The 26,884-nt window shown below is 64.7% G+C and carries 24 protein-coding genes and 1 pseudogene; 11 read left to right on the plus strand and 14 right to left on the minus strand.

The window, feature by feature from the left end:
- Positions 1 to 51 precede the first annotated feature (51 nt).
- A complete protein-coding gene (locus ACT86A_RS08320) occupies positions 52 to 1,023 on the plus strand; it encodes an MBL fold metallo-hydrolase (protein ID WP_445091430.1) in 972 nt (323 codons plus the stop codon).
- Positions 1,024 to 1,063: 40 nt separating this feature from the next.
- On the opposite strand, the gene ACT86A_RS08325 is transcribed toward ACT86A_RS08320, so the two are convergent.
- The 12 genes from ACT86A_RS08325 to ACT86A_RS08380 all read right to left on the minus strand — a co-directional run bounded on the left by ACT86A_RS08325 (position 1,064) and on the right by ACT86A_RS08380 (position 13,502).
- A complete protein-coding gene (locus tag ACT86A_RS08325) occupies positions 1,064 to 1,378 on the minus strand; it encodes a putative quinol monooxygenase (protein WP_445091431.1) in 315 nt (104 codons plus the stop codon).
- A gap of 119 nt (positions 1,379 to 1,497) precedes the next feature.
- Positions 1,498 to 1,635, minus strand: coding sequence for a hypothetical protein (locus tag ACT86A_RS08330; RefSeq protein WP_445091432.1), 138 nt, complete (start codon positions 1,633 to 1,635; stop codon positions 1,498 to 1,500).
- A gap of 146 nt (positions 1,636 to 1,781) precedes the next feature.
- Positions 1,782 to 2,756: an NAD(P)H-dependent flavin oxidoreductase gene (locus ACT86A_RS08335; RefSeq protein ID WP_445091433.1), complete on the minus strand. Its 975-nt coding sequence runs from the start codon at positions 2,754 to 2,756 to the stop codon at positions 1,782 to 1,784.
- A 332-nt stretch (positions 2,757 to 3,088) separates the two neighbouring features.
- A complete protein-coding gene (locus ACT86A_RS08340) occupies positions 3,089 to 3,697 on the minus strand; it encodes a TetR/AcrR family transcriptional regulator (protein WP_445091434.1) in 609 nt (202 codons plus the stop codon).
- A gap of 463 nt (positions 3,698 to 4,160) precedes the next feature.
- A complete protein-coding gene (locus ACT86A_RS08345) occupies positions 4,161 to 6,635 on the minus strand; it encodes a lysylphosphatidylglycerol synthase domain-containing protein (protein WP_445091435.1) in 2,475 nt (824 codons plus the stop codon).
- A 662-nt stretch (positions 6,636 to 7,297) separates the two neighbouring features.
- Positions 7,298 to 8,071, minus strand: coding sequence for an SDR family oxidoreductase (locus ACT86A_RS08350; protein ID WP_445091436.1), 774 nt, complete (start codon positions 8,069 to 8,071; stop codon positions 7,298 to 7,300).
- Positions 8,058 to 8,849, minus strand: a complete 792-nt coding sequence (locus ACT86A_RS08355) for a 2OG-Fe(II) oxygenase family protein (protein ID WP_445091437.1) — start codon at positions 8,847 to 8,849, stop codon at positions 8,058 to 8,060. Before ACT86A_RS08355 ends, ACT86A_RS08350 begins: the two co-directional genes overlap by 14 nt.
- A gap of 189 nt (positions 8,850 to 9,038) precedes the next feature.
- Positions 9,039 to 10,163, minus strand: coding sequence for an NAD(P)H-dependent flavin oxidoreductase (locus tag ACT86A_RS08360; RefSeq protein WP_445091438.1), 1,125 nt, complete (start codon positions 10,161 to 10,163; stop codon positions 9,039 to 9,041).
- A gap of 241 nt (positions 10,164 to 10,404) precedes the next feature.
- On the minus strand, positions 10,405 to 10,785 hold the full coding sequence (locus tag ACT86A_RS08365) for an inorganic diphosphatase (protein WP_445091439.1): 381 nt from the start codon (positions 10,783 to 10,785) through the stop codon (positions 10,405 to 10,407).
- A 29-nt stretch (positions 10,786 to 10,814) separates the two neighbouring features.
- Positions 10,815 to 12,005 carry an IS110 family RNA-guided transposase gene (locus tag ACT86A_RS08370; protein WP_445091440.1) on the minus strand — a complete coding sequence of 397 codons (1,191 nt, stop codon included), beginning with the start codon at positions 12,003 to 12,005 and terminating at the stop codon, positions 10,815 to 10,817.
- 182 nt (positions 12,006 to 12,187) lie between these two features.
- Positions 12,188 to 12,463, minus strand: coding sequence for a WS/DGAT domain-containing protein (locus tag ACT86A_RS08375; protein WP_445091441.1), 276 nt, complete (start codon positions 12,461 to 12,463; stop codon positions 12,188 to 12,190).
- A gap of 508 nt (positions 12,464 to 12,971) precedes the next feature.
- Complete coding sequence (locus tag ACT86A_RS08380) at positions 12,972 to 13,502, minus strand: cupin domain-containing protein (RefSeq protein WP_445091442.1); 531 nt, start codon at positions 13,500 to 13,502, stop codon at positions 12,972 to 12,974.
- A gap of 425 nt (positions 13,503 to 13,927) precedes the next feature.
- Between ACT86A_RS08380 and ACT86A_RS08385 the strand changes: the two genes are divergently transcribed.
- Together ACT86A_RS08385 and ACT86A_RS08390 are read left to right on the plus strand one after the other, a co-directional pair.
- Positions 13,928 to 14,662 carry an alpha/beta hydrolase family protein gene (locus ACT86A_RS08385; RefSeq protein ID WP_445091443.1) on the plus strand — a complete coding sequence of 245 codons (735 nt, stop codon included), beginning with the start codon at positions 13,928 to 13,930 and terminating at the stop codon, positions 14,660 to 14,662.
- A gap of 160 nt (positions 14,663 to 14,822) precedes the next feature.
- Positions 14,823 to 15,716 carry a VOC family protein gene (locus ACT86A_RS08390; protein ID WP_445091444.1) on the plus strand — a complete coding sequence of 298 codons (894 nt, stop codon included), beginning with the start codon at positions 14,823 to 14,825 and terminating at the stop codon, positions 15,714 to 15,716.
- A gap of 378 nt (positions 15,717 to 16,094) precedes the next feature.
- Here ACT86A_RS08390 and ACT86A_RS08395 read toward each other — a convergent pair whose 3' ends face one another.
- Together ACT86A_RS08395 and ACT86A_RS08400 are read right to left on the minus strand one after the other, a co-directional pair.
- Positions 16,095 to 16,784: a GntR family transcriptional regulator gene (locus ACT86A_RS08395; protein WP_445091445.1), complete on the minus strand. Its 690-nt coding sequence runs from the start codon at positions 16,782 to 16,784 to the stop codon at positions 16,095 to 16,097.
- A 157-nt stretch (positions 16,785 to 16,941) separates the two neighbouring features.
- A complete protein-coding gene (locus tag ACT86A_RS08400) occupies positions 16,942 to 18,114 on the minus strand; it encodes an acyl-CoA dehydrogenase family protein (RefSeq protein WP_445091446.1) in 1,173 nt (390 codons plus the stop codon).
- 392 nt (positions 18,115 to 18,506) lie between these two features.
- Between ACT86A_RS08400 and ACT86A_RS08405 the strand changes: the two genes are divergently transcribed.
- From ACT86A_RS08405 to ACT86A_RS08440, 8 genes and pseudogenes are all read left to right on the plus strand, one after another.
- Complete coding sequence (locus ACT86A_RS08405) at positions 18,507 to 19,805, plus strand: carboxylesterase family protein (RefSeq protein WP_445091447.1); 1,299 nt, start codon at positions 18,507 to 18,509, stop codon at positions 19,803 to 19,805.
- Between the two features lie 416 nt (positions 19,806 to 20,221).
- Positions 20,222 to 20,332, plus strand: a pseudogene (locus ACT86A_RS08410) (S-(hydroxymethyl)mycothiol dehydrogenase); the annotation flags it as partial.
- A 1,067-nt stretch (positions 20,333 to 21,399) separates the two neighbouring features.
- Positions 21,400 to 22,620 carry a cytochrome P450 gene (locus ACT86A_RS08415; protein ID WP_445091448.1) on the plus strand — a complete coding sequence of 407 codons (1,221 nt, stop codon included), beginning with the start codon at positions 21,400 to 21,402 and terminating at the stop codon, positions 22,618 to 22,620.
- A 717-nt stretch (positions 22,621 to 23,337) separates the two neighbouring features.
- Positions 23,338 to 24,498: a Rieske 2Fe-2S domain-containing protein gene (locus ACT86A_RS08420; RefSeq protein ID WP_445091449.1), complete on the plus strand. Its 1,161-nt coding sequence runs from the start codon at positions 23,338 to 23,340 to the stop codon at positions 24,496 to 24,498.
- 5 nt (positions 24,499 to 24,503) lie between these two features.
- On the plus strand, positions 24,504 to 25,337 hold the full coding sequence (locus ACT86A_RS08425; protein ID WP_445091621.1) for an alpha/beta fold hydrolase: 834 nt from the start codon (positions 24,504 to 24,506) through the stop codon (positions 25,335 to 25,337).
- Positions 25,334 to 25,615, plus strand: coding sequence for a hypothetical protein (locus ACT86A_RS08430; RefSeq protein WP_445091450.1), 282 nt, complete (start codon positions 25,334 to 25,336; stop codon positions 25,613 to 25,615). Before ACT86A_RS08425 ends, ACT86A_RS08430 begins: the two co-directional genes overlap by 4 nt.
- 4 nt (positions 25,616 to 25,619) lie before the next feature.
- Positions 25,620 to 26,426 carry a DODA-type extradiol aromatic ring-opening family dioxygenase gene (locus ACT86A_RS08435; RefSeq protein WP_445091451.1) on the plus strand — a complete coding sequence of 269 codons (807 nt, stop codon included), beginning with the start codon at positions 25,620 to 25,622 and terminating at the stop codon, positions 26,424 to 26,426.
- Positions 26,427 to 26,504: 78 nt separating this feature from the next.
- Positions 26,505 to 26,858: a non-heme iron oxygenase ferredoxin subunit gene (locus tag ACT86A_RS08440; RefSeq protein WP_445091452.1), complete on the plus strand. Its 354-nt coding sequence runs from the start codon at positions 26,505 to 26,507 to the stop codon at positions 26,856 to 26,858.
- Positions 26,859 to 26,884: the final 26 nt, after the last annotated feature.

Consider the following 26,884-nt stretch of genomic DNA (forward strand, 5'->3'; position numbering starts at 1 on the left):
GCTGCCTGCTCAGCCTTTCCCGAAGTACGGCAAATCGCCTACGGTGGCATGGTGACCGAACCGGACAGCGGTGCCGCCACCCGTGCTGAGCGCACTCCGATTGTGCCCACGCTGCTGCGCTGTTGCGCTGCGCTTGCCGCGACCCCGGTCCGGTTACTGCGCCCGCGCCGCCCCGACACCACTTTGCTGGCGAATCTCGCGGTGCGGCCGCTGCCCGCGGTGCGCGCCACGGTCCGGCTCACCGTGCTGACCCAGGCCACCATGTCGGCGCCGACCACCATCGTGGCCGAGGGGGTGCGCAGCCTGCGGGAGATGACGCTGTCGATGGCGGCGTTCCTGGTCGAGCATCCGAAGGCGCGTTTCCTTGTCGATCCGGCCCTGTGCGCCGACGTGCACCACCGGGTGCTGCCCGAGTTGCCGTTCCCGGTCCCGCTGCTCGTCGCGCCGGACAAGCCGGTGCTCGGTCTGTCCGACGCGCTCGCCGCGCACGACATCGCCTGCGGCGATATCGATTTCGTGCTGCCCACGCACCTGCACTGGGATCATGTCTCGGGCTTGCTGGAATTGCCGCGCTCGGTCGAGGTTCGGTTGCCCGCGGTCGAATACGAATGGGCGATGGGCGGTTCGCACGCACCGGCCGGTGTGGCGCGGGGGCCACTGCGCGGCCGCACCTTCGACCGATTCGAGTTGGACGGGCCGCCGGTCCTCACCTTCCCGCGCACCAAAGACCTTTTCGGCGACGGCTCGGTGCTGCTGGTGGATCTCGCGGGCCACACGCCCGGCAGCATCGGCGTGCTGCTCGCGGTGGACGACGGCAGCCGCGTGTTGTTCGCGGGCGATGCCGTCTGGAGCAAGCTGCAGGTCGACCTGCTGCGGGAGAAGGCACCGATGCCGGGCAAACTCTTCGACTCCGACCGGGACGCCGCCTTCACCACGATCCACCGTCTGCACGCGCTACCCGACGACATCGAACTCATCGCCAGCCACGATTACGAGGCCGTCACCGCCCGCGCGGCGAAATAGGCCGACCGGCAGCCAGTAGCTACGCGGCTGTGACCGCCGATCAGCCTGCCGCAAACAGGCCCTTCGCATCGGCGGGGGAAAGGAATTCCACCCGGGATGAAGCTATGTACTTCTCACGCTGGCTCAGGAAGTGCCTTGTGTGGGGCTGCCGCTCATGCTCCTCGAACGCTTCGCGGTCGCGGTACACCTCATAGAACACCCGAGACAGCGGCTCGTCCTGGACAGTGTGGGTGGCGTAGACCAGGGTTCCGGGTTCCAGTTCCGCGATGGCCTGGACGGTTTCGGCCACCAACTTGTCGAATTCGGCCGCCTTCTCGGCGTCCTGGAGATCGAATCTCACAACGAGCGCGAACATGACCCCTCCTCAACACTGGTTATACGGTAACCGTACCGGCCAGGACCAGCGTCCAGACGAAATCGACGCGCCCAACACCCGAGTGGCGCTGTCACTCTGGCGAGGTTTCGAGTGTCGTGTCATACGCCTGGCCCGCGTCGCGGATCTTGGTGGCAGGGAATCGCAGGCACTGGTAACCGGTTGCGCAGCGCTGTGCCGTCCAGTTCGGCGGCTACCTGGTCCAGCGCCAGCCGCGCGATCCAGATTTCGACAGACATGGCCGAGATCTACCCAGGGGCTACCGACAAAACGCCGCCGCACCCGCACTGGGCATGTGGCGGCGCTATCCGAAGTGATGTTCGCCTGAAACATCTTCGCTACAGATGGCTTTCAGTAATTCGCCGCTCGTTTTCGGGTACGTAGGTCAGCCGACAACGGTGTCGGCGAGTCGTGCGGTGATCAGCTCTTCGGCCTCGGTGACCATTCGGCCGATCAAATCAGCGCAGGTCGGGATGTCGTGGATGAGGCCCTGGCACAGGCCGACCGACCAGATGCCCGCGTCCAGATCGCCCTCCTCGAACACCCGCCGGCCACGGGCGCCCGCGACGAGGTCCCGGACGTCGTCGAAAGTGCCTCCCGATTTTTCGATCTCGACGACCTTGCGACTGATCTCGTTGTCCGCGACGCGCGCGGTATTGCTCATGGTGCGAAAGATGAGCTGCGTGTCGCGTTCGGAGTTCGCGACGATCCGCTCCTTGACCTTCGGATCGATCGAGGACTCCTGCGTGCAGAGGAATCGGGTGCCCATATTGACGCCGTCCGCGCCGAGAGCGAGCGCCGCGACCAGGCCGCGTGCGTCGGCGATGCCGCCGGAGGCGATCATCGGAATGCTCAGTTCGCGGGCTGCGGCGGGGATGAGCACCAAACCGGGGATGTCGTCCTCACCGGGATGGCCCGCGCATTCGAAGCCATCGATGCTCACGCCGTCCACGCCGATCCGCTCCGCCTTCAGCGCATGCCGGACGCTGGTGCACTTGTGCAGCACTTTGATGCCCGCGTCCTGGTAGTAGGGCAGGTACGGCTCTGGGTTGCTGCCTGCCGTTTCGACGATCCGCACGCCGCTGTCGATGATCGCCTGGACGTATTCCGCGTATGGCGGCGGGTTGATCGACGGCAGGATGGTGAGGTTCACGCCGAACGGCTTGTCGGTCAGGTCTCTGGTGCGGGCGATCTCGCGGCGCAAGTCGTCCGGGGTCGGCTGGGTCAGGGCCGTGATGAACCCCAGCCCGCCCGCGTTGGCGACGGCCGCGACGAGTTCGGCACGCCCGACCCACATCATGCCGCCCTGCACGATGGGATGCGCCACCCCGAATGTCTCGGTGAACCTGGTCCGCAGCATGGGGCTTCTCCTCGATCTCATGCGGGCGTGCCGGTCCGCCCATTGGGGTCGATAGTGACACGAGGATCTGTTCGGTTCAACTCATAAGTGAGTGGAAATTCTCGCAGTTTGCGATGACATCCGGAGCATCTCCGCGCTCAGATGCGGCCGCATTCTGCTCGAAATACCGGGTAGAAATGCCAGTTCAACGCCGATCCGGGGTCGGATGCGCAATCCCGTAGATAACCATGATTCATCTCCGCAATCGAGGGCGAACCGCATGTCTCGCTGGATATCCCCCGAAGACACCCCGAGCCTGATCACGGACACCTCAGGCGCCCGCGACCATAGCCTTATCGCATCTGAACAGGCCGGCGGACGCCGCGGGCGCGGCTGGTCAGGCCGGGCCCGACCAGCTGGAGCAGGTGCTGGTAGGCCTCCTCGGCCGAAAGCGGTGGGTTGGGTTCCGCGATGGCACCGAGCATGCCGACCACGCCCCAGGACAGAAAGGTCACGGTGGTGGTGAATTCGTCCTCCAGCATCGCGAGCTGGTCGCCCAGTCGCTCGTTGAGGATCTGCGCGACCATCACTCTGGTCGTCCGCAGCAGCACCGTGCCGCTCTTGCGGCCGAGCAGGGCCCGATATACCTCGGGGTTGTCGGCGGCCAGCCGGAACAGGGCGCGCACCGGCGCGAGCGGTTCGTCGGCGTCGGTATCGGTATTCGCCGCTGCCATGGCCGCGTGCAGGTAATCGGTACTGCTGTGCAGGAGTAGATCGTCTTTGTCCCGGTAGTGCGCGTAGAAGGTCGAGCGGCCGACGTCGGCGCGGTCCAAGATGTCGCGGACGGTGATCCGGTCGTAGCCGCCTTCGAGCATGAGCTCGATCAGGGCCTGGTGCAGCATGTTCCTCGTGCGCCGGACCCGGCGATCGTTGTTGTCCGCGGTGTCCTGTCCGTCCGGCACGATTCCTCCTGGGCAAATCTTTCTTACGTGTCCGGTCGCGGATGGCTTCCGCCGCTTTGCCTGTGGATGGCGCGGCGTCCGGCGATTCTGAACATTTGACCGGAAACGGACCCAAGTCTGCCATTCGCCGGCGTGGCGACGGCATCGGCGTTCTGCTGCCCCAGCCACACCGCTACCGGGCGCCGGGGGCGGCCGACCGCTCTGTCGCGGGAGCCACTCGAACCTACATCGCGCCCAGCAGGCGCGCTCGGTACCCAACCGCCATGTGGTCGGTATCTGTTGGGATCCAGGAGTTTTCGCTCGTATGCCGCGCTCGCGATGCCGCACCGGTTACGCCAGGATCCGGCGCAGATGGCGACCCCGCTCCGCGACCCGATCAACTGCGGATTCGAACTCGGGACAGCGCAATCGCTTTCGCTGCCCGATGTTCGCAAATCTGGTTACGCGAAGCCGCGGCAGCCGCTCAGATCAGGTCCTTCGCGGTCATCCACCGCATGGTGGCCCAGCCGCAGAACACCGGCAGCCAGCAGGTCAGCACGCGATACAGCAGCACCGCGGGCACCGCGACATTCGCGGGCAGCCCGAAGGCAGCCAGGCCGCCGATCAGCGCGGCCTCGACCGCGCCGACGCCGCCCGGAGTCGGCGCGGCCGAGGCCAGCGTGCCGCCGATCATGGTGACGATGGTGACGGCGATGAAGGTGGTGCCGCCACCGAACGCCTCCACGCTGGCCCACAGTGCACCCGCGAAACCGAGGGTGAGCGCCGCGCAACCGAGAATGATCACCGCGGACCGCTTGGGATCGCGGGCCAGATCGGCGAGTTCGCCGAGGACTTCCTGCAATTGCGGCCGGACCGCGTTGTTCAGCCAGCGGCGCAGCGTCGGCACGAACATGAACGTGCCGACGATACCCACGCCGACCCCGGCGAGCAGATACAGCACCGTCGCGTCGGGGACGAAGTGCGAGAGATTCGCCGAAGTGCCCGCCAGAATGCTGAACGCGAGCAGCAGGCTGACGTGCGTGATCACTTGCACGGCCTGCTGCAACGCCACCGCAGCGGTGGCACGGACCGCGCCGACGCCCGCCTTCTGCAGAAAGCGCACACTCAGCGCGAGCCCGCCCACGCGCGCGGGGGTCGTCGTCGCGGCGAAGGTGTTGGCGATCTGCATGATCACCAGATTGCGGAAACTCACCGCGCCGGACGCGCAGGCCCACAGCGCCGCCGCCGTACCGACGTAGGTCAGTGCCGAGACCGCGAGTCCGAGCAGCGCCCACCACCAGTTCGCTGTCCTCAGCTGGGTGAAGAAGGTCGGTACCGCGCTGATGAACGGGTAGGCGACGTACACCAGCGCGATCAGCAGCACCAGCTGGATGATCTGGTTGCGCGAGAACCGGGTGATCTGCTCGGCTTCGATCCGGTCCTGCCCGGTCTGCTTGCGCACCTCATCGCGTGCGTCGGACAGCGCCCGTTTCCAGTCCGGGACGGAGTTGCGAATCCCGGCGGGTATCGCTGACTTGGTCAATCGGCTCGCCGCGGCGAGCACCCGGGATTCGCCGAGTGTGCCGATGGCCGCGCCAACCGCGGGCTCCTTGCCGAAGACCGCGGTGGTGGTCACGAGCAATTGGGCGATATCGGACTGCAACTGTGTGTCCGACGCCCCGAACTCGGCGCTGCCGAAGGCGCCGAACACTGTCGTCCCGGCGTCGACGCGAATGTCGGCAGGTCGCAGATCCCCGTGCGAGATCTGCTTGCGGTGCAGGCGGTCGAGCGCCTGCCACGGACCGGGCAGCACCTCGTCGGCCAATTCGGTGATCGGCGTGCCCCGTGGGCGGGTGTGCGCGAACAGGACCCAGCCGCGAGAGAGTGTGGCGACCGCGACCGGAGTGCAGCTGGCCAGGCCGAGGTCCCCGATGGCTATCGCCATCAGCGCGCGGTGCTCCACCGCGCGATGCAGGGAGCCGTGGATGGCGGCGGTTTCGCTGGTGCGGAAGGTGAGCCAGCGCCACAGCTGCCGCAGGGCGCCGAAGCTGCGCTGGTTCTTGCCGTACATCTCGACGATCAGTTCTCGCTCGGGCCCCTCGACGGCGGCGGCGAGCACCAGCGGCCCTCGACCGGCCGGACGCACCACCGTGAACCCGGTGACGGCGTGGCCGCGCTTGGCCAGCACCCGCGCCGCGGCATCGAGCGGAACCTCGAGCGCGGGTGTGCCGACCACCAGCACGATCACCGCGCCGACCAGCCAGCCGACCGCGAGCCCGAACATCGCCCGCGCCGGTACCACGGTGCTGACCACCAGATGGATCGGCGCGAATGCGAGCAGCAGCAACCACAGCCAGCGACGCGGCCGGTTGGGTAGCCACGGGCTGGAGACGGTGAGCGTCGCGGCGATCATCGCGATCCAGCGGGGATCGTCCAGGAACTGGGACAGGAACGTGTCCAACCGGTCCGGCACCTGGAGGTGCCATTTCGGCGCGGACAATCCGGTGCCGGTAATGGAGAGCAGCAGTCCGGCGACCACCGCGGCGGCGGCATAACCGGCCAACAGCTTCCACTGCCTGCCGATGATCAGCTCGAGCAGGATCGCGAACGGCAACGCCAGGATCGCCATGCCGTAGAGCAGGTAGACCAGATTCGACTGGGCGGGATTCAGGAAGCCCACGATGTTGGAGACCGAACGTTCCAGTGCCAGCCATTCCGGTCGGGTGATCAGCGAGGCCGCGACGACGATCGCCACCCCCAGCATCGCGAGAACAACCCGGACGATGTCGCTGGTCCGCCGGATCAGCGGCTGGAGCAGATTGCCCGTGACCGGGATTTCCCGCCCGCCCCTGCGCCGGTCCGAATTTCCGGGCCGTACCAGCCGGGTGACCCGGAATCCACGTTCAGGCGCAGCATCGGGTGCCGCTCGTGTACTGGGCGTACCCGACGAGTTACCCATGTGCTCCTCCGCTCTCCGCTCTTCCGCCTCTCCGAGTCTTCAGGCTGTACTGGTCGGGTGGCGCAGGACTCGCGGTCAGGTCCTGCGTTGGGTGCCGCTCGTGTTCTGGGCGTGCCCCACGAGTTATTGGTGTTGCGTTCGCTGCACGATACTGCCCACCGCACTGTGCGACGTTCTCGATATCGGCTGGTCGGTGAGGTCCCGCGACCTAATGTGTCCTACATCACTAATGCCTGATCTCGATCTTCACATCGGGTGTCGAGTTCGACAATCGCCGAGCACTACGCGGGCGCGTCTGCACTTGCCGAATCCGGGTGATCCGAAGACGATCGGCTCACAGAGTCGGCTACCGGCCTGACCACCGCGGCCTTCCATCTCGGTGCGGTCGCCACCCGCGTCTACGGCAACGTTCCGCTCAGCCTCGGCTGGTTCGTCCGGTCCCACTGTCGCGCCTGTTCTTCATCCGCCCGGAAAAGGGCGCCGAACCGCGGGTGCGCTTGGCCACGCCTGCCGACGACGACGCGATCAACGATCAGTACTTCCACCGCGTCGAGCTGGAGCCGCCGAGCAACAAGCGGGCGGTCTACGCTGATCTCGCACAGCGATTGTGAACACTGTCCGAGCAGGCCACCGGCATCGCCATCGCACAATGGCCAGCGGTGTCACGGCTCGGCGTCGGCGCGTCGGAGGGAGTGTCTGCCCACCGGGTCGTCCACCTCGACGCCAACCCCGTACACCGCACCCGACCGGTCGCTCGCATCGAGCTCGACAATCGCCCGAGCAACCTGCTCGGTAGGCACGAGTGCGGGAAAACTGTTGGGCGCGATGGCGTTCGCGCGCACGCCGAACTCGGCGAATTCCGCAGCGATATTGCGGGTCAGCTGATTCAGCGCGGCCTTCGACGCGGAGTACAAAGTCTGTCCCGGATACACCTCCGATCCGGAGATGCTCGAGACATTGACGATGTTGCGGTTTCGGGCACGGTTTTCCGCACCGGCGTGCAACCAGCATCGCTGTGCCAGACGTGCCGAAAGGCGCAGTGGAACAGCCACATTCAGCGTGAATTGCCGGTCGAAATCGTCCAGTGCCGCGTCGCCGTCGATGATGCCGCGCGGGTGTAGCCGCAGCTGCGCCGCGTTGTTCACCAGCAGGTCGACGTGGTCGAACCGGGCCAGCGTCAGGTCGACGACCCGCTCCACCTCGCCCGGCTGGGTCAAATCGGATCGAACCACGAAAAGGCGCGAATCATTCTCCGGCACAGCGGCATCCGGGTCCAGCGGATCGACGTACCACTCCAGTTGCGACGGCACGGCGGGAGTGCGCGTGTGGCACACGGCGACGATGTCGTAGTCGCGATAGTAGGTGCGGCAGAAGGCGTCGCCGAGCGTACCGCTCGCGCCGGTGAGTAGGCAGACGCGGCGTTCACCAGTGGACAATCGTGTCCCCTCCCCAACGCCGTTCGGCCTCCGCCCTGGGACGATGCACCCACATCACCACACTGTTGCGGTCTTTGGCGTTGTTTCCCGCGAAGGTGTGCCAGCTGCGCGGCGTGACCTCGAACAGCACCAGCGAATTGTCCAGCGGCGGAACGAGGGTCACCGACGGCAGCGCGGCGTCGTCGGCGACGTGATCGTACAGCGCGGTCTCCCCGCCGTCGCCCGGCTGCCACCCCGGATTACCCAGATAGAACAGCACCGCGACGGCACGCACGGTCTCCCGTGCGGCAACGCCGGACTCGCGTGACCCGGTTTTGGTGTCGACCGTGCGGTCGGGCAGTCGCACCTCGTCGGGACCAGGGGCCGGCCCGGGAAACCAGGCCGGGTTGAGGTCGTTGTGCGGCCAGCCGAACGGACTGCCCGGTGGGTGGTGGTGCAGCGATCCCTCGATATCACCGGTCGCCTCGACCCCGCCGAGCCGGGCGACCAAGTCGTGCCACTCCCGGGAACTGAAGATCGCGAGCGGTCCGTCGCGCAGGTCGGACAGGCGGACGCCGTCCGCGCTGTAACCGTCGGCGATCGAAACGAACAGTTCGGGACGCTCACGGCGAACACGGTGCAGTTCGTCGGTCATTCGCTGATAGAACTCCGGAACGAAGACGTCGCGGGCGTACACGTGGGGAAACGGTTGGCTACGGCGCACCCAGCGCCGATGGGCGAACAACTCCGCGAACCACTGCGCAACTGCGGGTGTCGCGAGCGCCGACTCGCTTGTCACAATCTCTCCCTCCCGATCCGACCCTCCGCGATCATATTGCCCGCACCCGATGTGCGCCGAAGGGTCCGCCTGCGCCAGCGGGGAGCGGGAGATCGAAACAGCGCAGTGGCGGGCCGCCATTGATGAGTTGGAAACGATTGCCCGTCAGGGGGTTGCGGACCTACGTATAGCCGTTGTCGTTCGGACGACTCAGAGTTCGCCGTTGATCTTGTCGAGACGTTCACACGCCCGCACGTACTCCTCGATCAGCCGGTTCACCACGTCGGCGGAGCGCTCGACCCGGTTCATCATGCCGACGATCTGACCGACCGGGTTGAAGTTGACGTCCTTCGCGGCCTCCGGGTAGCGGTGGCCGCGCTTCACGCCGTCCAGTGCGACCATCATCTGCAGTGGCATCGGCAGCGGGTCCGGTGTGTCGGCCCGCTCCCAGGCATCGGTCCAGTCGTTGCGCAGCATGCGGGCGGGTTTGCCGGTCCAGGCCCGCGACCGTACGGTGTCGTGGCTGGTGGCCTCGAGGTAGGTCCGCATCTGTGCGGGCGGCACGTTGGCCTCCTCGACGGTCAGCCACAGCGAGCCGGTCCAGGCGCCCGCGGCGCCCATCGCCATCGCCGCGGCGACTTGACGGCCGTTCCCGATGCCGCCTGCGGCCAGCACCGGAAGGTCGCCGACCGCGTCGATCACCTGTGGCCACAGCACCAGCGAGGAAACCTCACCGCAGTGGCCGCCGCCCTCGGTGCCCTGGCAGACCACGAAATCCAGGCCCGCCCTCCGGTGGTCGAGCGCGTGCTTGACCGAACCGCACAGCGCGCCGATCAGCCTGCCGGAAGCTTGTACCTGCGCGATCACGTCCTCAGGCGGAGTGCCGAGCGCGTTCGCGACCAGCCTGGCCTTCGGATGCCGCAGAATCACCTCCACCTGAGGATCCGCGGTGGTGGCAGTCCAGCCGAGCAGTTGGTTGTGGTGCTCGCCCGCGGGCAGCTGGGGCACGCCGTGGTCGGCGAGGATCTTCTCGGCGAAGTCCCGATGACCCTGCGGGACCAGTTCCGCCAGTTTTGCTTCCAGCTGCTCGGGAGTGAGGCCGTCGATCCCCTTGCCCTCGTACTTCGCTGGGATCACGAGATCGACGCCGTAGCCGCCGCGCACGTGCTCGTCGAGCCAAGCCAGCTCGATCTCCAACTGCTCGGCGGTGAAGCCGACCGCTCCGAGCACGCCGAGCCCGCCTGCGTTGCTGACCGCGGCCGCCACGTCGCGGCAGTGCGTGAAGGCGAAGATGGGGAATTCGATCTCGAGCCGTTCGCAGATTCCGGTACGCATGGGGTGTTGGTCTCCCTCACTGCTCCGCCGCTGGCGGCGCGGCGAAGATTGCATAGAACGAGTTACATAATTGTCGCGCGTCGGGTAGGCGGCCGGTCCGTCGATGACGCCGCGATCCGCATATATCGCCATGAATCGGGCGGCCGCGTCATCGACCCGGTCCTCACCATGGTTTGACAGTAACATGTTCTAATTTTTCGGGGGGGGGGGGCTATCGTTTTCGTCAAGGGCAACGGCAGGGTCAGTGCCTGATGACGATGTAGTGCCCGGCGGTCTCCTGGAACTCGACGGCCGCGGCGATAGCCGCGTCGTCGAGCGTCGGGGCGGGGGTGGGAACGACGATGAGTTTGTCGTCATCGTCGTGGAGCCGGTGGACGATCGCGATGCAGGTGCCGTGTGCTGAGGTCATCGGTTCGGAAGGGCCCAGGTAGTAGGCGTCGAGTTCCTCGCCGTCGGGCGCGAGTGTGCCGGGGACGTAGCCATAGTTGGCCAGGTAGAGAAATCCGCAGGTCGGGTGGCGGCTTCCGTAGGGTCGGTCGATAATGAGGCCGACGGTTCGGCCGAGGAACGGCCGCGCCAGCTTCAGCGATTCGGATTCCTCGAACGGGGCTGGGCTGGTCATCGTCGCAGACTATCGGGCGGGCTGGATCATCACGCGGCTGCTTGCGGCGTCCGGTAGGGCTGTTTGGTTCTGAGCATTGCGAACAGGACGTCGCAGCGTCTTCGGGCCAGGCAGATCAGGGCTGCGTTGTGTTTCTTGCCCTCGGCTCTCTTTCGGTCGTAGTAGGCGCGGCTGGCCGGGTCGTGCAGGGCGGCGAACGCGGATAGAAACAACGCGCGTTTCAGTTTGTGGTTGCCGGAGCGAGCTGGGTGTTCACCGCGGATGGAGCTGCCGGAACGGTGGGTGATCGGGGCGATGCCGGCGTAGGAGGCGAGGTGGCCGGCCGAGGCGAACGCCGTGGCGTCTCCGACTTCGAGCAGGATGCGGGTGCCGGTCCTGACTCCGATGCCGGGCATCGAGGTCAGGACCTCGGCAAGAGGGTGATCGGCGAACATCTCCTCGATATCGGCGGTGATCTGCTTGCGTTGCAGCAGGACCGCTTTCAACGAATCGGCCAGTTTCGGCAGCACGGTTTCCGCGGCTTTCGTGCCGGGAACGGTGACGGTTTGCGCGGGCAGCGCGGTCAGGATCTCCTCGACCAGCCGGGCGCCCATGCGGGGCTCGTGTTTGGTCGCGATGGTGGTGAGTTTGCGCCGCCCGGCGGCCCGGATTCCTTTCGGGCCGCCGCATCGCGACAGAATTTCCAGCACTGCTGGGTGCGCGATCCTCGGGCCGAGGACTCGTTCGAGGGCGGGGTGGATGCCGGTGAGCAGGCCGCGGATGCGGTTGCTGGTGCGGGTCGCCTCGCCGGCCAGGTCGTCGTCGAACCCGGCCAGGACAGCGAGTTCGGTGAGCGTTTCGTCGCCGATGTCGACGCGGCGCAGCGTGTGCGGCATCGTGCGGGCGGCATCGGCGATGATGTGAGCGTCGCGGGCATCGGTCTTGGCCTGGCCCGGGTAGAGGTCGGCGATGCGGCGCATCGACAACCCTGGCAGATAGGCGACATCGTGGCCGCAGGCGCGGGCCACAGTCACCGGCAGGGCGCCGATCGTGTTGGGTTGATCGACCACGATCAGCAGCCGTCCATGAACGGCGAGTTTGTCGAACACCGCCCGCAGCCGGGACTCATCGTTGGGCAATGCTTTGTCGAACAATCGTTTCCCGGCCGGGTCGAGCCCGACCGCGTGATGTTCGCCTTTTCCCACGTCAACGCCGCAGAACACGGCATAGGGTTGTGTCACCTTGCTCGGTCCTCAATTGCCTCGAAACGCCCAGTCGGACGGTCGCCGGATCTGGCGTCAACGCCCGGCACCCACGTTACGAAGAGACCTACCAGCGGCCCTGTCCCCATCAGCGGTCCGTCGACGCCACCAGGACCCGGCGACACCACCCCCCGGATCATGCGAACGACAGGGGCAAGAAGTCATACCGGGCCTGGCGACCGTGGGCCCGGTTCCGGGCCCACGAAAAAGGTAACGGGGAGTACCCGAGTCGATGTCGGGCCACGGCCCGCTCCAATTCGGCCAGGAGTCCGCCAGGTGATTGAGCAGCCGGGGCAGTTGCGGCACGCTGCGGTGGCGGCGGCCAAGCCGAAGTCGAGGTTGCCGGCGTTGGAGGTCGGCGTAATGTTCATCGCCTGCTCATCGAACGGGATCGACAGCGAGTAACCGGCATCGAGGCGCGCACCGATCCAGTACATGGGTTCGCGTGTTTCCGGTACGTTCGAGATGACGATATCGACATTCTTCGGAAGGCAACTCTGCCCCTTCGGTTCACCGCTGTGCGACGGTCTGCTTTACGATGAACAAAAGGGAAAGAGCTGGTCTAGCAACAGAATTCACTAGATTGAAGAATGCGGATCAGTTCTTGTCTTGTTGCTGCGCGGTGGGGGCATGCCCAACGGTTCGCCGGTGTCCTCGAGGCGAAGTGCTGTGGCGCGAAATCCCACTCGCAGTGCCCATGCCGCCGGAACTCAGCCTGCCGGGTCGGGCCGGAAACATCGATCTCGAAGCAGTCCCGCGAGCGAGACCGTTGAGGCGTGTCCGACCCGCCACCACGGTGAGGAAGCGCCCGCGGTCCGGGGCGCGCGGCCGGGTCGCTCATCGATCGGCGCGCAGCCCGGTCGCCAGTCGGCACGCCGCGGGCCCGCGAACTTACAAGCGTGGCTCGTCACTTCATCAGTATCATTCGGCACAAGTAGCGCGTCGTCAGTCGACGAAGTTCGGTGCCGTCCCGGGGGGCCAGGCTACGAGCTTCATGTCGTACTTTTGGGCTATTTCGTTCATCTCCTCTGGAGTCCGCCGGCGGCCGGCTTTGGCGGCTTCCTGCGCGTACTCGAATATCCGTTCGAATCCCGCTGGGGAGAACGCCCCGACGAACGTGCAGGGGTCTGCCCCTTCGTTCCAGAAGGTGTGCACGACGTTGCGGGGCACATAGGCGAAGTCGCCGGGCCCGCAGGTGACCACCTCGTCGCCCACCAGCATCTTGAGCTCGCCGGACACGATGTAGAACAGTTCCTCATGGTGATCGTGGGTGTGTGGGTCCGGGCCTCGGCCCCCAGCGGCCGCGGTGTACTCCAGCATTGCGAGCCGGCCCTCGGACTCGGCTCCGCTGGCTTTGATGGACGCGCGGTCGCCCAACTCTGATGTGGCGATGTTGTGGCCTTCACCGGCTCGGAGCAGGTAGGTCACATTCGCGCCGGGCAGCGGGTCGGCCGAGCCGAAGAAGTAAAAGGTCATGTGCGGTCTCCTTGTCGTATCGAATTGTCCGGGTATTCGACATGCTAGCGTGCTAATGCGCACCGGTGTTGACACGACCTAGATCCCTCGAGAAGAAGAAAATGGCGAGCTTCGACGTGGCGGCCCCGGTTCAATGCGGTCGAGGAGGGTCTGATCAAAGCGGCCCGTGATCTGCGTCCGAAGCTGACCGAGCGCGCTCTGCAGGCAGAACGGGACCGTCGCTTGCCGCAGGAGACGATCGATGACCTTCATGAGTCCGGCCTGTTGCGGGGCGTGCGGCCACGGCGAGTCGGTGGCTATGGGATCAGTTGTATCTGGACCATCTGCGGCCGGACGCGGTCAACGGACACCATATTCCCATTCGGCGGCTGACGCTCTAGCATGTTAGTCTCGCGTCCTCGTGCAGAGGAGAGGAAGGACTACGGATGGCGATTGACTCGCTTCGCTGGATGCCACCGGAAGCCCCGTGTCTGGGCGTCGTGCTGTGCCCCGGTCGTGACGCAGACCCACGTGCCTTGCAATGGCTGGCCGAACCGCTCGCCGCCGCCGGTGCTGCGGTTACAACTGCGGTCTATCGCGACGGTCCACGCTATCGCGAGGACGACCCGCTCGCTGCCGAGGCGGGACGAGCAGCGCTGCGTGAGGAGCTGGCGGAGAGCGTCCCGTATGTCGTCGCTGGTCACTCACGCGGCGGGACGGTTGCACTGCTCGCAGCTGCCACGCAACCGGATTGGAAGGCTGTCGCGGCGCTGGCGGCCACAAGCGACCAGGCCCGGCTGGTCGGCGGACTCGCCGCGTTCGCACCCACGCGCTATCAGCTGATGGTGGAGTCGCGTGGTGCCAGTCCTGAGCAGGATCCGGGGCTCTACCGGCGGACATCTCCGCTCACACATGTTGCTGGGCTTACTGCGCCGGTGTTGCTTGTGCATGGCACGCTCGACCTCGTCGTTCCGCACGATCACACGCTGTGGATGCAGCAGGCGCTCGAGAGCGCTCGACACCCCGACGTGGAAGTCGATGTGTTGCCAGGTGTCGGCCATTTCTTTGAGCGTACCTATGAGGGGTACGTGCGCGACCAGGTCGCCGCGCGGGTGGTCGCGTGGCTGCGAGCGCGTGGCCTGCTTCCCGCTGTGGCATCAACGCCTGGGCAGCCGGACTGATGTCGAGCGACACAGGCAGAGGCGTGGGTGAGCGAGCGTTCCGGTGAGCCTGACGGCGGGATCACGGTCAAGTAGCAGGTGACGATAATCCGGCGGTGCTGTGGGCGGGGCGTCATGGACCCGTGGGTAGCTCCGTTCAAGTGAGAGGAAAGAATTTTTTATGGCGATTCAGCAATTGGCGTATGCGAAATTGCGTGTCAACAACATGGAGGAAGCGCTCGCGTTTCATACCGAGGTGCTCGGGCTCGTTGAACTAGCCCGCGATGGAGACGCGGTCCACCTCGGCTGCGGCTTGGATGATGGCGTCGACCTCGTGTTGACGCCCGGAGGCACCGGCGTCGACACGATCGCCCTCGATGTCACCTCCCCGGAGGACCTCGAACGCGTTGAGCGGCGCCTCAACGAGCTCGGCGTCGCAGTCCAGCGACGCACTGGTAGCGTCGCCGGCGTCGACCGGTCGATCGCCTTCGCGGCGCCGAGCGGGCACGTGTTCGAACTCGTGGTGCTCGAGCAGGGCCGCGGCTACGTGAAGAATTGGAGGCGTGACGCCCGGCGCGGTGGAGGGGTCGACCCGGTCGATCTCGACCACATCTCGCTCGTCACGCCGGATGTACGCGCGCTTGCCACATTCTTGCGTGAGGCGCTCGACTTCAGGGTTTCCGACTTCGTCGAACCTACCCCCGGCTTCTGGGCAGCAGCATGGACCCGTTGTGGCCAGTATCATCACGACATCGCGATCGTCGCCTCGAAAACACCTGACCTGACTCTCCACCACATCGCCTGGACGTTGGAGTCGATGGACCACATCAAGCGCGGGCTCGACCTGCTGGCGATCAACGGCCACATGATCGAGGTGGGGCCCGGCCGCCATAGCGTCGGCTCGAACCTCTTCGCGTACTTCAAAGCGCCGGGCGGCAACCGCCACGAGTTCTCCGCAGAGATGCCGCGGCTGGCAAACCCCGAGGCGGAGCCAGGAGCCTGGGAAGCGCTAATGGCTCAGGGCTTCAGCGCCTGGGGTCAAAGGCCGCCGGAGGGCTTTGAAGTGGGGTCGTGAGACGGCCGCCACGGTGCCTTACGCGGCAGCACGGGCCCTCTTCGAGGCACACCAACAGCGACCGAGGCTGACCATCGAGGACACGTAAGCGGTTCAGCGTGGAGTTCCACCCTGCGGCCGGCCGGCAACCGGCGGGCCGCAAGGGTGGGAGTTCGAGATGCACGCAGGTTCGGCATCGCTGAGCCCAACTACAGCGTCGTTTCCGACCGGTTCGCACCCGCCGACGGCGCAACCCACGGGACGGGCGGGGTCTCGTGCTGATGGAACGCGCGCTCACCGACGCGCGGGCCCCAAGGACGCTCACACATCCTGCTGGGCGTCTAGCACGGCAACGTTCAGGCGCAACGATTCTACGAGAAACATCCGGGCAGCGGCGCCTCAGAGGCCGGCGACGGCCCGGTCCTGCGCCTGCGCTTGCGCCTGTTCTGAGCGGAACAGACGCTCGAAATCAGCGGCGGCGGCACGCAGGTGTCCCTCGGCGGCCAGCCGCGCGGCCGCGGGCTCGTGCGCCTCGAGTGTTTCGACGATCCGGCGGTGCTCGTCGAGCGAAGCGCAGACCCGCGCAGCGACGAAGCGCCTGCGCAGCTGGCCGAGGTGATGGTCGTTGAGCAGCCACACATCGCGAATCAGCCGCTCGAGCTGTGGCTGGCCGGCGATCCGCACCAGCGCCTCGTGAAAAGCGCGGTCGGCCTCCTCGCACCCAGCTTCATCGGAGTCACGCGCCGCCCGCTCGGAGTCGAGCAGCAACGCACGCAACCCCCGCACCTGCTGCTCGGTAACGCATTCGGCAGCCGACTCCGCGGCAAGCCCCTCCAGCGCCGCACGGATCCGCAGTGCCTCGACCACCGACTCCGCCGTGCGCCCCACGACACGGCAACCGACCTGCGGGACGATCTCCACCAGCCCATCGCGTTCGAGCCGCTTGAGCGCAACACTCACCGGCGTGCGGCTCATCGCCAACTCCTCAGCAAGCGCATACGCCGACAGCACCGTGCCATCCACCCAACGGTTGTCCAGCAGATCACCGCGCAGCAACTCGTACGCGCGCTCGCTTCGACTCAACGCCATCGCCACCACACTCTAACCACACTGGAATGCTAGAACACTCCGACGGTTGGGCTGGGTTCGGGGACTGGCTCGACGGGTACAACTTCCACCGGCCCCGTACCGGAATCCGCGGCGTTGCACTTGTCGACCACGTTACCGACCTGTCCGGATCACACACCTAGATCCAGGACGTGATGTTCGGCTCGACGCCGCAGAAGGCCCGCCCATACATCTCGAGCACCGCGTTCGTGTTGGAGAACGCGTGCCTGCTCCCGGCATTGAGGTCACGCCAATGGCGCTGGATCGGATTCGCCTCCGCGAAACCCGATGCGCCCGCGACCGACACCAGTGCGTCCACAGCCGAGCGCATGTCGATGCCCGCGATAGCGGCATCGGCGCGAATCCTCGCGCGCGTCTTGAAGTCGAGCACTTCCACCTTGGTCAGCTCATCCAGCTCGCGGGCCGCGCGGCGCACATGCAGCCAGGCGCTCTCAATCCGCATCGAGGCCTCACCGATGCGCTCGAGAACCACGGCCGAGTCAGCCTGGCGCTCGAAATCGAAGTACGTGACCCCACGCTTGTGGACGCCGCCCGAGACCAGCTCCAGGACCGCCTCGGCTGCGCCGAGGCTGGGTCCGATCAGGCCGAGGCTGAGGAACGGGGCGAGGGGCCAGCGCTCGATCGGCTCGGCCTCGGGCCGCAGTTCCTGCTCTGTCGCGAAACGCGTGGACATCAGCCCGAGCCGCTGCGCCGGAACGAACACGTCCTTGGCGATGACCGTGTTGCTGCCGGTGCCGCGCATACCGGCGACATGCCAGGTGTCCTTGATCGACGCCTCCGACAGGGGAAAAAACGCCGTCGCAGGCTCCGTGGGCTGGCCGTCCGCGTCGAGCACCATCACAGTTGCCGCCATCACGTCGGCATGCAAGCATCCACTCGCGAAGCCCCACTCGCCGCTCACGACGTAACCCCCCTCACACGGCGTCGCCGTGCCGCCCGGCGTGATGACGCCGCACACAAGCGTCCGATCACCGGCCACCTCGTAAACCTCGGCCTGCCCCTCTTCCCCGATCAGCACCGACGGGAACGCGCTCACACCGCCCAAAAGCGTGAAAACCCAGGCCGTGGAGCCGCATCCCTTGGCAAGCTCGGCGGCGATCTCGATCTGAGCCTCACAACTGATCCCGTAGCCACCGACTCGCCGTGGCCGCACGCCCCGCAACAGGCCGGACTCATGAAGGTCATCGATCGTCTCCTGCGGCAAGCGACGGTCCCGTTCTGCCAGCAGAGCGCGCTCGGTCAGCTTCGGACGCAGATCACGGGCCGCTTTGATCAGCCCCTCCTCGACCACATTGAACCGGGACGCCGCCACGTCGAAGCTCGCCATTCTATCTCCTCAAGAGATCAAGGTTGTGCCAACAATGCATTAGCACGCTAGCATGTTGCACATTTTCCGGATAGATTGTTACAGCGTTTGAGGCGCTGACACATCGATCGCGGAGGTGAGATCTCATGGAGTCCCTGCGTGGTTCCCCGCGTCTTCCGCCAAGCGCGCCTGCTGCCGAGCCTGGCCGCCGCGCCCATGCGTCAGCGTCCGCCGTGGGCGCCTGGCGCGACGACGGGCCGGAAGAGGAAGGCTGAGCCGCGAGCGGGACCGCTGGCGCCGCTGGCACCGCTGTGCGGTGAGCACTGGCCGGGGCAGATCGCCGTGAGATCGCTGGGATCCGATAGGAGGACAAGACCATGCAGCTGAGCACCACAAGCGGTGTCGTCGAGGGTGAGGTTATCGACGGCGTGGCCCGGTTTCGTGGGGTCCGCTATGGCAGGTTGGCCGGGGGTGGCCGGTTCGACCCCGTCGCACCGGCCACTAGAGACTCCGTCCAAGACCGTCGTCAATTGACAGCGGTGTTTCCCCAGCTGCCGGGCCGTCTGGGCGCAGTGATGGGTCGCGCACTCGAGGAACACCCCCAGTCCGAGGATGCTTTCCTCTTGCAGATCTGGGCACCGGTGGGACGATCTGGGCTGCCGGTGCTGGTGTTCCTGCACGGGGGTGCTTTCGTCACAGGTGGTAGTGGAGTCCGCTGGTACGACGGTCATCGACTGGCCCGCGATGGCGACATGATCGTCATCACCGTCAACTACCGGCTCGGGCCGCAGGCGGATCTGGTCTCCGCTTCCAATGACAACCCCAACCGCGCAGTAGGAGACCTGCAAGAGGCGTTGCGGTGGATTCGGGCAAACGTCGAATCGTTCGGCGGCGACCCCGATGAGATCACCTTGGGCGGACAGTCGGCGGGCGGCTTCTACAGCACACTGCTCGGGGTGCTGCCGACCTCCCGAGACGGGTTCAAGCGACTGCTGCTCATGAGTAGCCCGGGCATTGCCCCAGCACCACGAGACGTCACTGAGGAACTGAGCGCCGAGGTCATCGCCGGCCTGGATGGGGCGTCGCCGGAGACCGCCCCGATGGCGCAGCTGCTCGCGAGTCACCAGCAGGCGATCCTGCGCCGCAAGGTGTTTGGAGAAGTTACGGTCGGCCTGATGCCCACTATCGACGGCGCGGTTCCCTCCTGGCTGGCCGACCCCCACGCGGTCGCCGCGGAACTCCGCGTCACCGACGTACTGGTGACCGTGACCCGCGACGAGACCGGCTCGTTCTTTTTCGCCGCACCGGAGCGACACGTCACACCCGAACAGTTGCGGCAGCTGCCCACCGGGACGGCGTCGAACCCCGATCCTTATCTCGCACTGGTCGAGGCCACGAGTGCGGAGTTGTTCGGGAACCATGCGAGAAGGCTGGCCGAGGCCGCGTCGGCCCGGCGCATCCGCACCCAACTACGGCAGTTCACAGTACCGAGCCCGCTCGCTGGGGTGGGTAGTGGTCATTGCTTCGACCTGCCCTTCCTCTTCGGCAACCGTCCGGCATGGCACGACGCACCCATGCTGAACGGCTTCGACCCCGACCTGTTCGAGCAGGAGAGCGCAGAACTGCGTGCCTCCGTCATCGACCTGGTGCACGGCCGGCTCGCGGTAACACCGTGAGCCCGGCACGAGCATGTCCTCGGTGCCCAACCCATCCGCACAGGGCCAGGAGCACGCATGACTCAGCTCCCAGTAGTGCCGGTAAGACATCGCGCTGTAATCTGCGGCCGCGGTCTCCAGGCGGCCGCGCCAACGGGCCGAGACGAACCCGGTGCGCGGCGGTGCCCACCACCTCTGATGTTGCGCCGCGCGAGGGCTCCGGCAACGGGGCGACAAGAGCGCCGGGCTCGTCCAGGGCAGCGGGGTCGAAGGTCGGTAGATCACAATCCCGGACCGTCGCACGCAGCTACGCGGTGAGCACATTGTTCACTGTCCATCTTTACCGAATCACGTTGCTCGTCAGGAATGTTGCGGATGCCGTACACGCGCGCCTCGAAGAGGCTCTCGACGCACAGTGCCGCAGTCACCACCCAAACGGCTCGCTGAGGAGGTCATGGTGCGGTAATCGCCTTCCCGAGCGCGACTTCCCCACTTTGATCAGCCCGTACGCGCAGGGTCGGCTGCCGCCGAATAGATTCGTTCGCGACTGGGACCTTCGGGGGCTAGGTCGGCGGCGATCCGATCGCCTTGATCAAGCAACGCCATAGAAAGTCGGTGCAAGATCTTGTACACATCTCCCGAACTAGTCTGTGCCGCAAGAAACGCGCCGTCGAACGCCGCGAGCGCAAAACCACACAATTCTTCTCCAAGTTTTCTTGTTGCCGAGGTCGGCGTAGGCGTACGCAATTAGATCGCGCAGCCGCACCCGTCCGTCGTTGCGCAGCCGCATGATCGAGTCGTCTATTTCTCGGTCGGGAGCGCTGAGCACCAACAGGATCAGCAACCTGAGAAACTGCGGATGCTTGTCGATGCGGCTCTGTCGAAGACCCAATTGAACCGCTCGAGCCGGGAAGCGGACGGGGCTATCGGGCAGTGCCGTCGGTCAAAGAACTGTACTGCGCCACGTTCATTCACCGCGTTGAGCACACCGGCCTTCGACGAGAAGTGTCAGTAGATCGAGACTCTTGACACTTCCCCTCTACGCAGTAGTCTCCATCACAACACCATTCTAGCTTGATCGGAGTCGTGCGGTGTTACGACTGAGTACGTGGAAATCCCTGCACCACAACATCTATGGGTACCGCGCACTGCACGCCCTGCGTCGGCGGGTCGACCCGGGTACTGATCACAGGGGACGCAGCACACGTCTCACCGCAGGCGAATTCCCAATGACGTTCGTCGTCACCGACCGTACCGTCGATACCGAAGCGTTGACGCAATGAGCCGCCGACCGTGTTTGTCCTTCAAGAAAACTGCGGGAGGTCGAATTCCTTGACGAGATAACCCAGTTGACGCTCGCAAAAAGTTCGGCGTCGCGTGCGCAAGAGCCGTGTCTGCACTACAGTTGCCTCGCGCGCTATGACCGCCGCCAACAGTGTCGTCCACCCTCGTCGACAGACTCGGCAGAGAGGGGGTCGATCACTATCGTTTCGATCAGACAACCCACTAGTTGCACTGAGTTGCTCTGGAAAACGCGCGTGCCAACCGCGATGAGAACGCGAACAGGCGCATGCCGCACAACCACCCCGTTCGATGTGAACCTCAGGAGTCCGACATGACAACACAAACGACAAATTCCAATATCGAGCTGCCCTCTTGGCCACACGATCTGTATTCCGATGAAGTGTTGGCCGATCCATGGGACACCTTCCGAGCATTGCGAGACATTGGTCCGGCAGTTCGGTTGGCCAAACATGAAGACGCCGTGGCGCTGCCGCGTTATGCGGAAGTTCGCGCCGCACTGGCAGACCCGAAGACCTTCGCCTCCGGACGCGGCGTCACGCTCAACCCGATGCTCAACGAGTTCGCCGCCGGTTCGACGGTCCTCATGACCGACGGTGAGCAACACCGTCAACTGCGGGCAGTACTGATGAAGCGGCTGACCCCGCGCTACCTGCGCCCGCTCGCCGAAGCAATGCAAGTTGCCGCCGACGCGTTGGTCGACGAATTGGTCGAACGAGGATCGTTCGACGCCGTTCAGGACCTCGCGGTCGCGTTGCCCACATCGATCGTGCCCGATCTCATCGGCTGGCCGCGCAAACAACGGGAGAATCTGCTGCCTTGGGCTGCGGCGACATTCAACTTGTTCGGACCTCCCAACGACCGCTCCGCCGAGGCCATGCCGCTGTTCGCCGCACTCAACGAATTTGCGCACCAGATTGTCGACTCCGGCGACGTGCTTCCCGGCAGCATCGTCGACGACCTGTTGGCCGCCGCCCACCGCGGCGAGCTGCCGATCGAGCAATGCCCCATGTTTCTGCTCGATTACATGACACCGTCGCTCGACACTACGATCAGCGCCCTGAGTAGCGCGGTCCAGCTGTTCGCCCGACACCCAGAACAGTGGGACCTGGTGCGCGCCGACACGTCGCTTATCCCCTCGGCTTTCAACGAGATCGTGCGGCTCACAAGCCCGGTCACTCATTTCACCCGCGAGGTCACCGTCGATACAGAGCTATGCGGAATTCCGCTGTCAGCCGGGACCCGGGTACTGGTTATGTTCGCCTCTGCCAACCGCGACGAACGAAAATGGGAGCGCCCGAACGACTTCGACGTCACACGAGATGCCACCGAGATGCTCGGCTTCGGATTCGGCGTCCACGGATGTGCGGGCCAGGGACTGGCGCGCCTGGAAGGCCACGCGTTACTCGAGTCGCTCGCCAAACGTGTGACACGGTTCGAAGCCGGCGAAGCCCAACCCGCGCTGAACAACACCATCCATGCTCTCGCCTCATTGCCGATCACCGTCTGCCCGGCCGCGGGTTCCCGCAAATGACCGTTAGTCTCGATCTTTCGCCGGGGCTTCGTCCCGGCGTGGTCGGGTTCGGATTGGTTCCCGGTGTCAGCCTGGTTGTAGGCGGTTCAGGGCCGTCAGGAGAAGGCCGGTGCCGCGGTGATGGCTGGATGAGCGCAGGTGAACCCCGAGTTGGCTCATTTCGTTAGTGCGTGGGTTCAGGACCTTGAAGTCCGGTCGAGCAGGGCCTGGGTGTCGGTGCCGATCTCGGGTGGGAAGGTCTGCCGGGTCCCGTTGATCGCGATGGTCGCCGACCGCAGCGGCCGCATTCAGCGTGCACGTGACTATCGAGAGGGTCGATGACCGCCGGCTGATCACGGAGTTCGAAACCATCCGATGCTCGAACCCGAGCAGATCGACGTCGCGACCCCGCGGTCCAGCTACGAATGACTACTAGAACCCAAAGACACCGTCAGTCGAGAAATTGAGTTACAGGCTCGATGAGGTCGAAGTAGCTCGATTGCTGAGTCGCCGCCTTTCGATAATTTGTTCCCGACCGAAAACCCCTGCCTCGTTCCCCCCGCGAGGCCGACGTAGGCCGTTTCGCTTACCGAAATGCTGCCTTGATCCGTACAACACGACCAGTGATAGTTGCACCACCGGCCGATCGCGGGACCGGCCGGGCGACGTTGTCAGCTCTGGCCGAATCCGGACCTGAACAGCTCGGCCAACCTTTCAGCCACTGATAGGAGGGGTGCGATGACACCGCCCGATTCGACCTTGGCCGCAGTCAGCGAACCCAGTATGGCGACCAAATCGAACACGAAGTGGCCCAGGTATGTAGATGCTACTCTAGGTTTTCCCGAGCACTGGCATCCGGCAGCATTTTCCGACGAGGTGACCGAGGGCAGTTTTGTCCCGGTGACGTTGCTCGGGAAGAGCATCTTGCTGACACGTACGGACGGGCACGTCCGCGCGATCGCAGATCGGTGCGCGCACAGGGGTGTGCGGTTTTCCGCTCAACCGCTGTGCTTCAAAAAGGGCACGATCAGCTGCTGGTATCACGGATGGACCTATAGCCTCCAGGATGGTGAGCTCGTCGATGTTCTCACCTCTCCCGGGTCGCCCGTGATCGGGCAAGTGAATATTCCGGTATTCGCAACCGAGGAAGCCAAGGGGTTAATTTTCGTATTCGTGGGCGACGGTGAGGCCCACCCGCTGCAGAACGATCTGCCTCCCGGTTTTCTGGACCCGGATACCTATGCCCTTGGTATACGTCGCCGTGTTCAATCGAACTGGAGGCTGGGGGCGGAAAACGGGTTCGATTCCACCCATATCTTCATGCACCGAAATTCACCGCTCATCGAGAAGAATAAGCTCGCGATCCCGTATGGTCTTGTCCCGGCGGGCCGGGAAGCTGTTGAGGTCGTCAATACCGCCGACTGGCCAAAAGGTGTGATCGACCATTTCGACCAGAATTACGTACCGGTTTTCCACGCTGAACTCGACGGAGAGAAGGTACTCGAGTACGTTCCTCCTGAGGATGCGAAACTGGTTGCCGCGAAGGTCAGTATTTGGCTCCCGGGTGTGCTGAAAGTCTATCCGTTCCCTGACCCGACGCTCACCCAGTACGAATTCTACGTGGCAGTTAACGAGACCGAGCACGAGTACTTCCAAGTGCTGCAGCGCACCGTCAATTCGCCGGAAGACATCGAGGAATTCCGGCGAGAGTTCGATGAAACGTGGAAAGACCTGGCATTGCACGGATTCAATGATGACGATGTGTGGGCCCGCGAGTGCCAGCAGGAGTTCTATGGCAGCGGCAAAGGCTGGGAGGAAGAGTGCCTGTTCCCGCCAGACGTGTCGATCGTCCGATGGCGCCAACTGGCGAATGAGCATGCGAGGGGAGTACTGCAGTGACAGCGATGGCTACCGCAACGGAGCAATTCATCGACGTGGATGGCGTACCGACGCACTACTGGGAAGAATTCGGTGGCGGCGGTCATCCGGTGGTGCTGATTCACGGCGGCGGCGCGGGTGCTGACGCCTGGGGTAACTGGGCGGACTGCTGGAAGGCCTTCAGCGGCAACTTCCGGGTAATCGCCTACGACATGATCGGCTACGGCACGACCGTGGTGGATCAGGAAGACTTTGTCTATTCCCAAAGTGCGCGTATCGAGCATCTCCGAGCATTTCTGGATGCCAAAGGAATTGCCAAGGCGAGCGTGGTCGGTAATTCCATGGGGGGCGCCACTGCGTTGGGGCTGGCGATGCGTCATCCCGAGCGCGTGCACACATTGACCTTAATGGGCTCGGCTGGCCTGAATTATCACTTCTCGCCAGAGTTGCAGACAATCCTCAACTACCGTGAACCCGATCAAGACGGGATGCGCCGGATCGTCGACGTGCTGACGAACAAAAACTTCGCTCCCTCTGCAGAGATGGTCCAATACCGCTACCGCCTCACTCTGAACGAAAAGGTGATGAGCGGGTATAACGCGGCGATGGACTGGATCAGAGATGCCGGCGGTCTGCACTTCGACGAACGCGAGATTGCCGGCGTTGGCGTTCCGACCCTAGTCGTCTCGGGCCGCGAAGACGCGGTGGTCCCTTTGGACCAGTCGGTACAGTTTCATCGGCTCATCAAGAACTCCTCGCTGTACTCCATTCCTGAATGCGGGCACTGGGCGATGATCGAGCATCCGATCGAATTCTCCGAAATTACGACACGGTTCATCAGAGAGCAGGTTTCAAGTTGAGTTCGCAGGAATTGGACCGAATGTTCGAGGAGGGCCTGCGGAATCCCCAGTCGTGGGAGGCAGTGCACCGGCTGGAACCCGCATTCGTGGCGACCTTCGACCTGACCGGGGAGGAGCGGAATGCTCTCGAGATGCCAACTCCGAGCAAGCTGGCGGAGCATGGCGTCCATCCAATGCTGGCGATGTGGGGATCGGTGATGCGAAATCCGGACATGGCGCGGGCGATGAGCGCCGGCGAGTACTTCGCCGACTATGCACAGGACTTGGAAGATCAGTGACGTTATGGGTACCTTAGTCGCAGCGTTCGCCACATCGCATGTCATGTTTCCCAGCAACGGGGTCGAGTCCCAAGCGCGGGCGGTTGTTGACGGCTTCCGCGAGATCGGCCGCCGCATCCGCGCTGCCAAGCCCGACATCGTCGTGCTGGTCTCGTCCGAGCATGGGCCGACGCTGCCTCCGCATGGTCCGCAGCCTCCTTTCGTTGTCTGCACGGGCGAGACTTTCACCACTTTCGGTGACATGGATGTACCCAAAGTGGTGGTAGCGGCGGCCCCAGAGTTCGCAAAGGGGTTCGTTCGTTACGCCTCGGACCACGAATTCGACATTGCGGCGCTGGACATTTTTCGCGCCGATCATGGCACGTCGATACCCCTATTAATGGCCCTTCCCGATATCGATGTGCCAGTCGTGCCGATAATTATCGGCACCATGGTTGCCGAGGCAACCGCAAGTCCTCGGCGATGCCATCGACTCGGTCAGGTCTTGGCGAATTACATTGCCTCGCGAGGTGAACGGGTCGCCGTCATCGGATGTGGTGGCTTGTCGCACTGGGTTGGTGGACCTGAAATGGGTCGCATCAACCAGGAATTCGATAATCACTTCCTCGAGCTGTTGTGCAACGGCCAGGCGAAGAGTGCCGCTGAGTGGTCGAACGAGTTCATCGAGGAAAATGCGGGAAACGGTGGCCTGGAGATCCGAAACTGGATCTTCACCTCGGCTGTAGCCGGCGACGCCGGCGGCACTGTGCTGTACTACGAGCCGATTCCGCAGTGGAGTACTGGGATGAGCGCGATTGCTCTCGCGATATGAGTCCGATGCGTCAAGGCCGATCCGCATGTGCCACTGGCCAGCGCTTCGGCCAAAGTTCTTTCATGAAAGGCGATTTGTATGACGTCCGCCAGTAATCGCGTCGGGACTCGTGCCGTAAAGGTGGCCTCGGCTAGCGAGATCCCATTCGACGAGCCGACAGCTTTCACGGTGGAGGAGGAAGAGATTCTGATAGTCAACAGAGCTGACGGAATCTACGCCATCGACAACATATGTACGCACGCGGAAGCGTACCTCGACATGGGCGACTACCACGCAGAGAGTTGCGAAATCGAATGCCCGCTGCACGACGGGCGGTTTTGTCTGCGCACCGGTGCGGCCACGGCAGCTCCATGCGTCATTCCGGTCAAGAGTTACACCGTCTACCTCGCCGGTGACGACGTCATGGTCGAGTTGCCTGGACGCCTTCTATGACGAGATGGAACGTCTACTTGGTGGGA

This window comes from Nocardia glycosmidis, assembly GCF_052545115.1.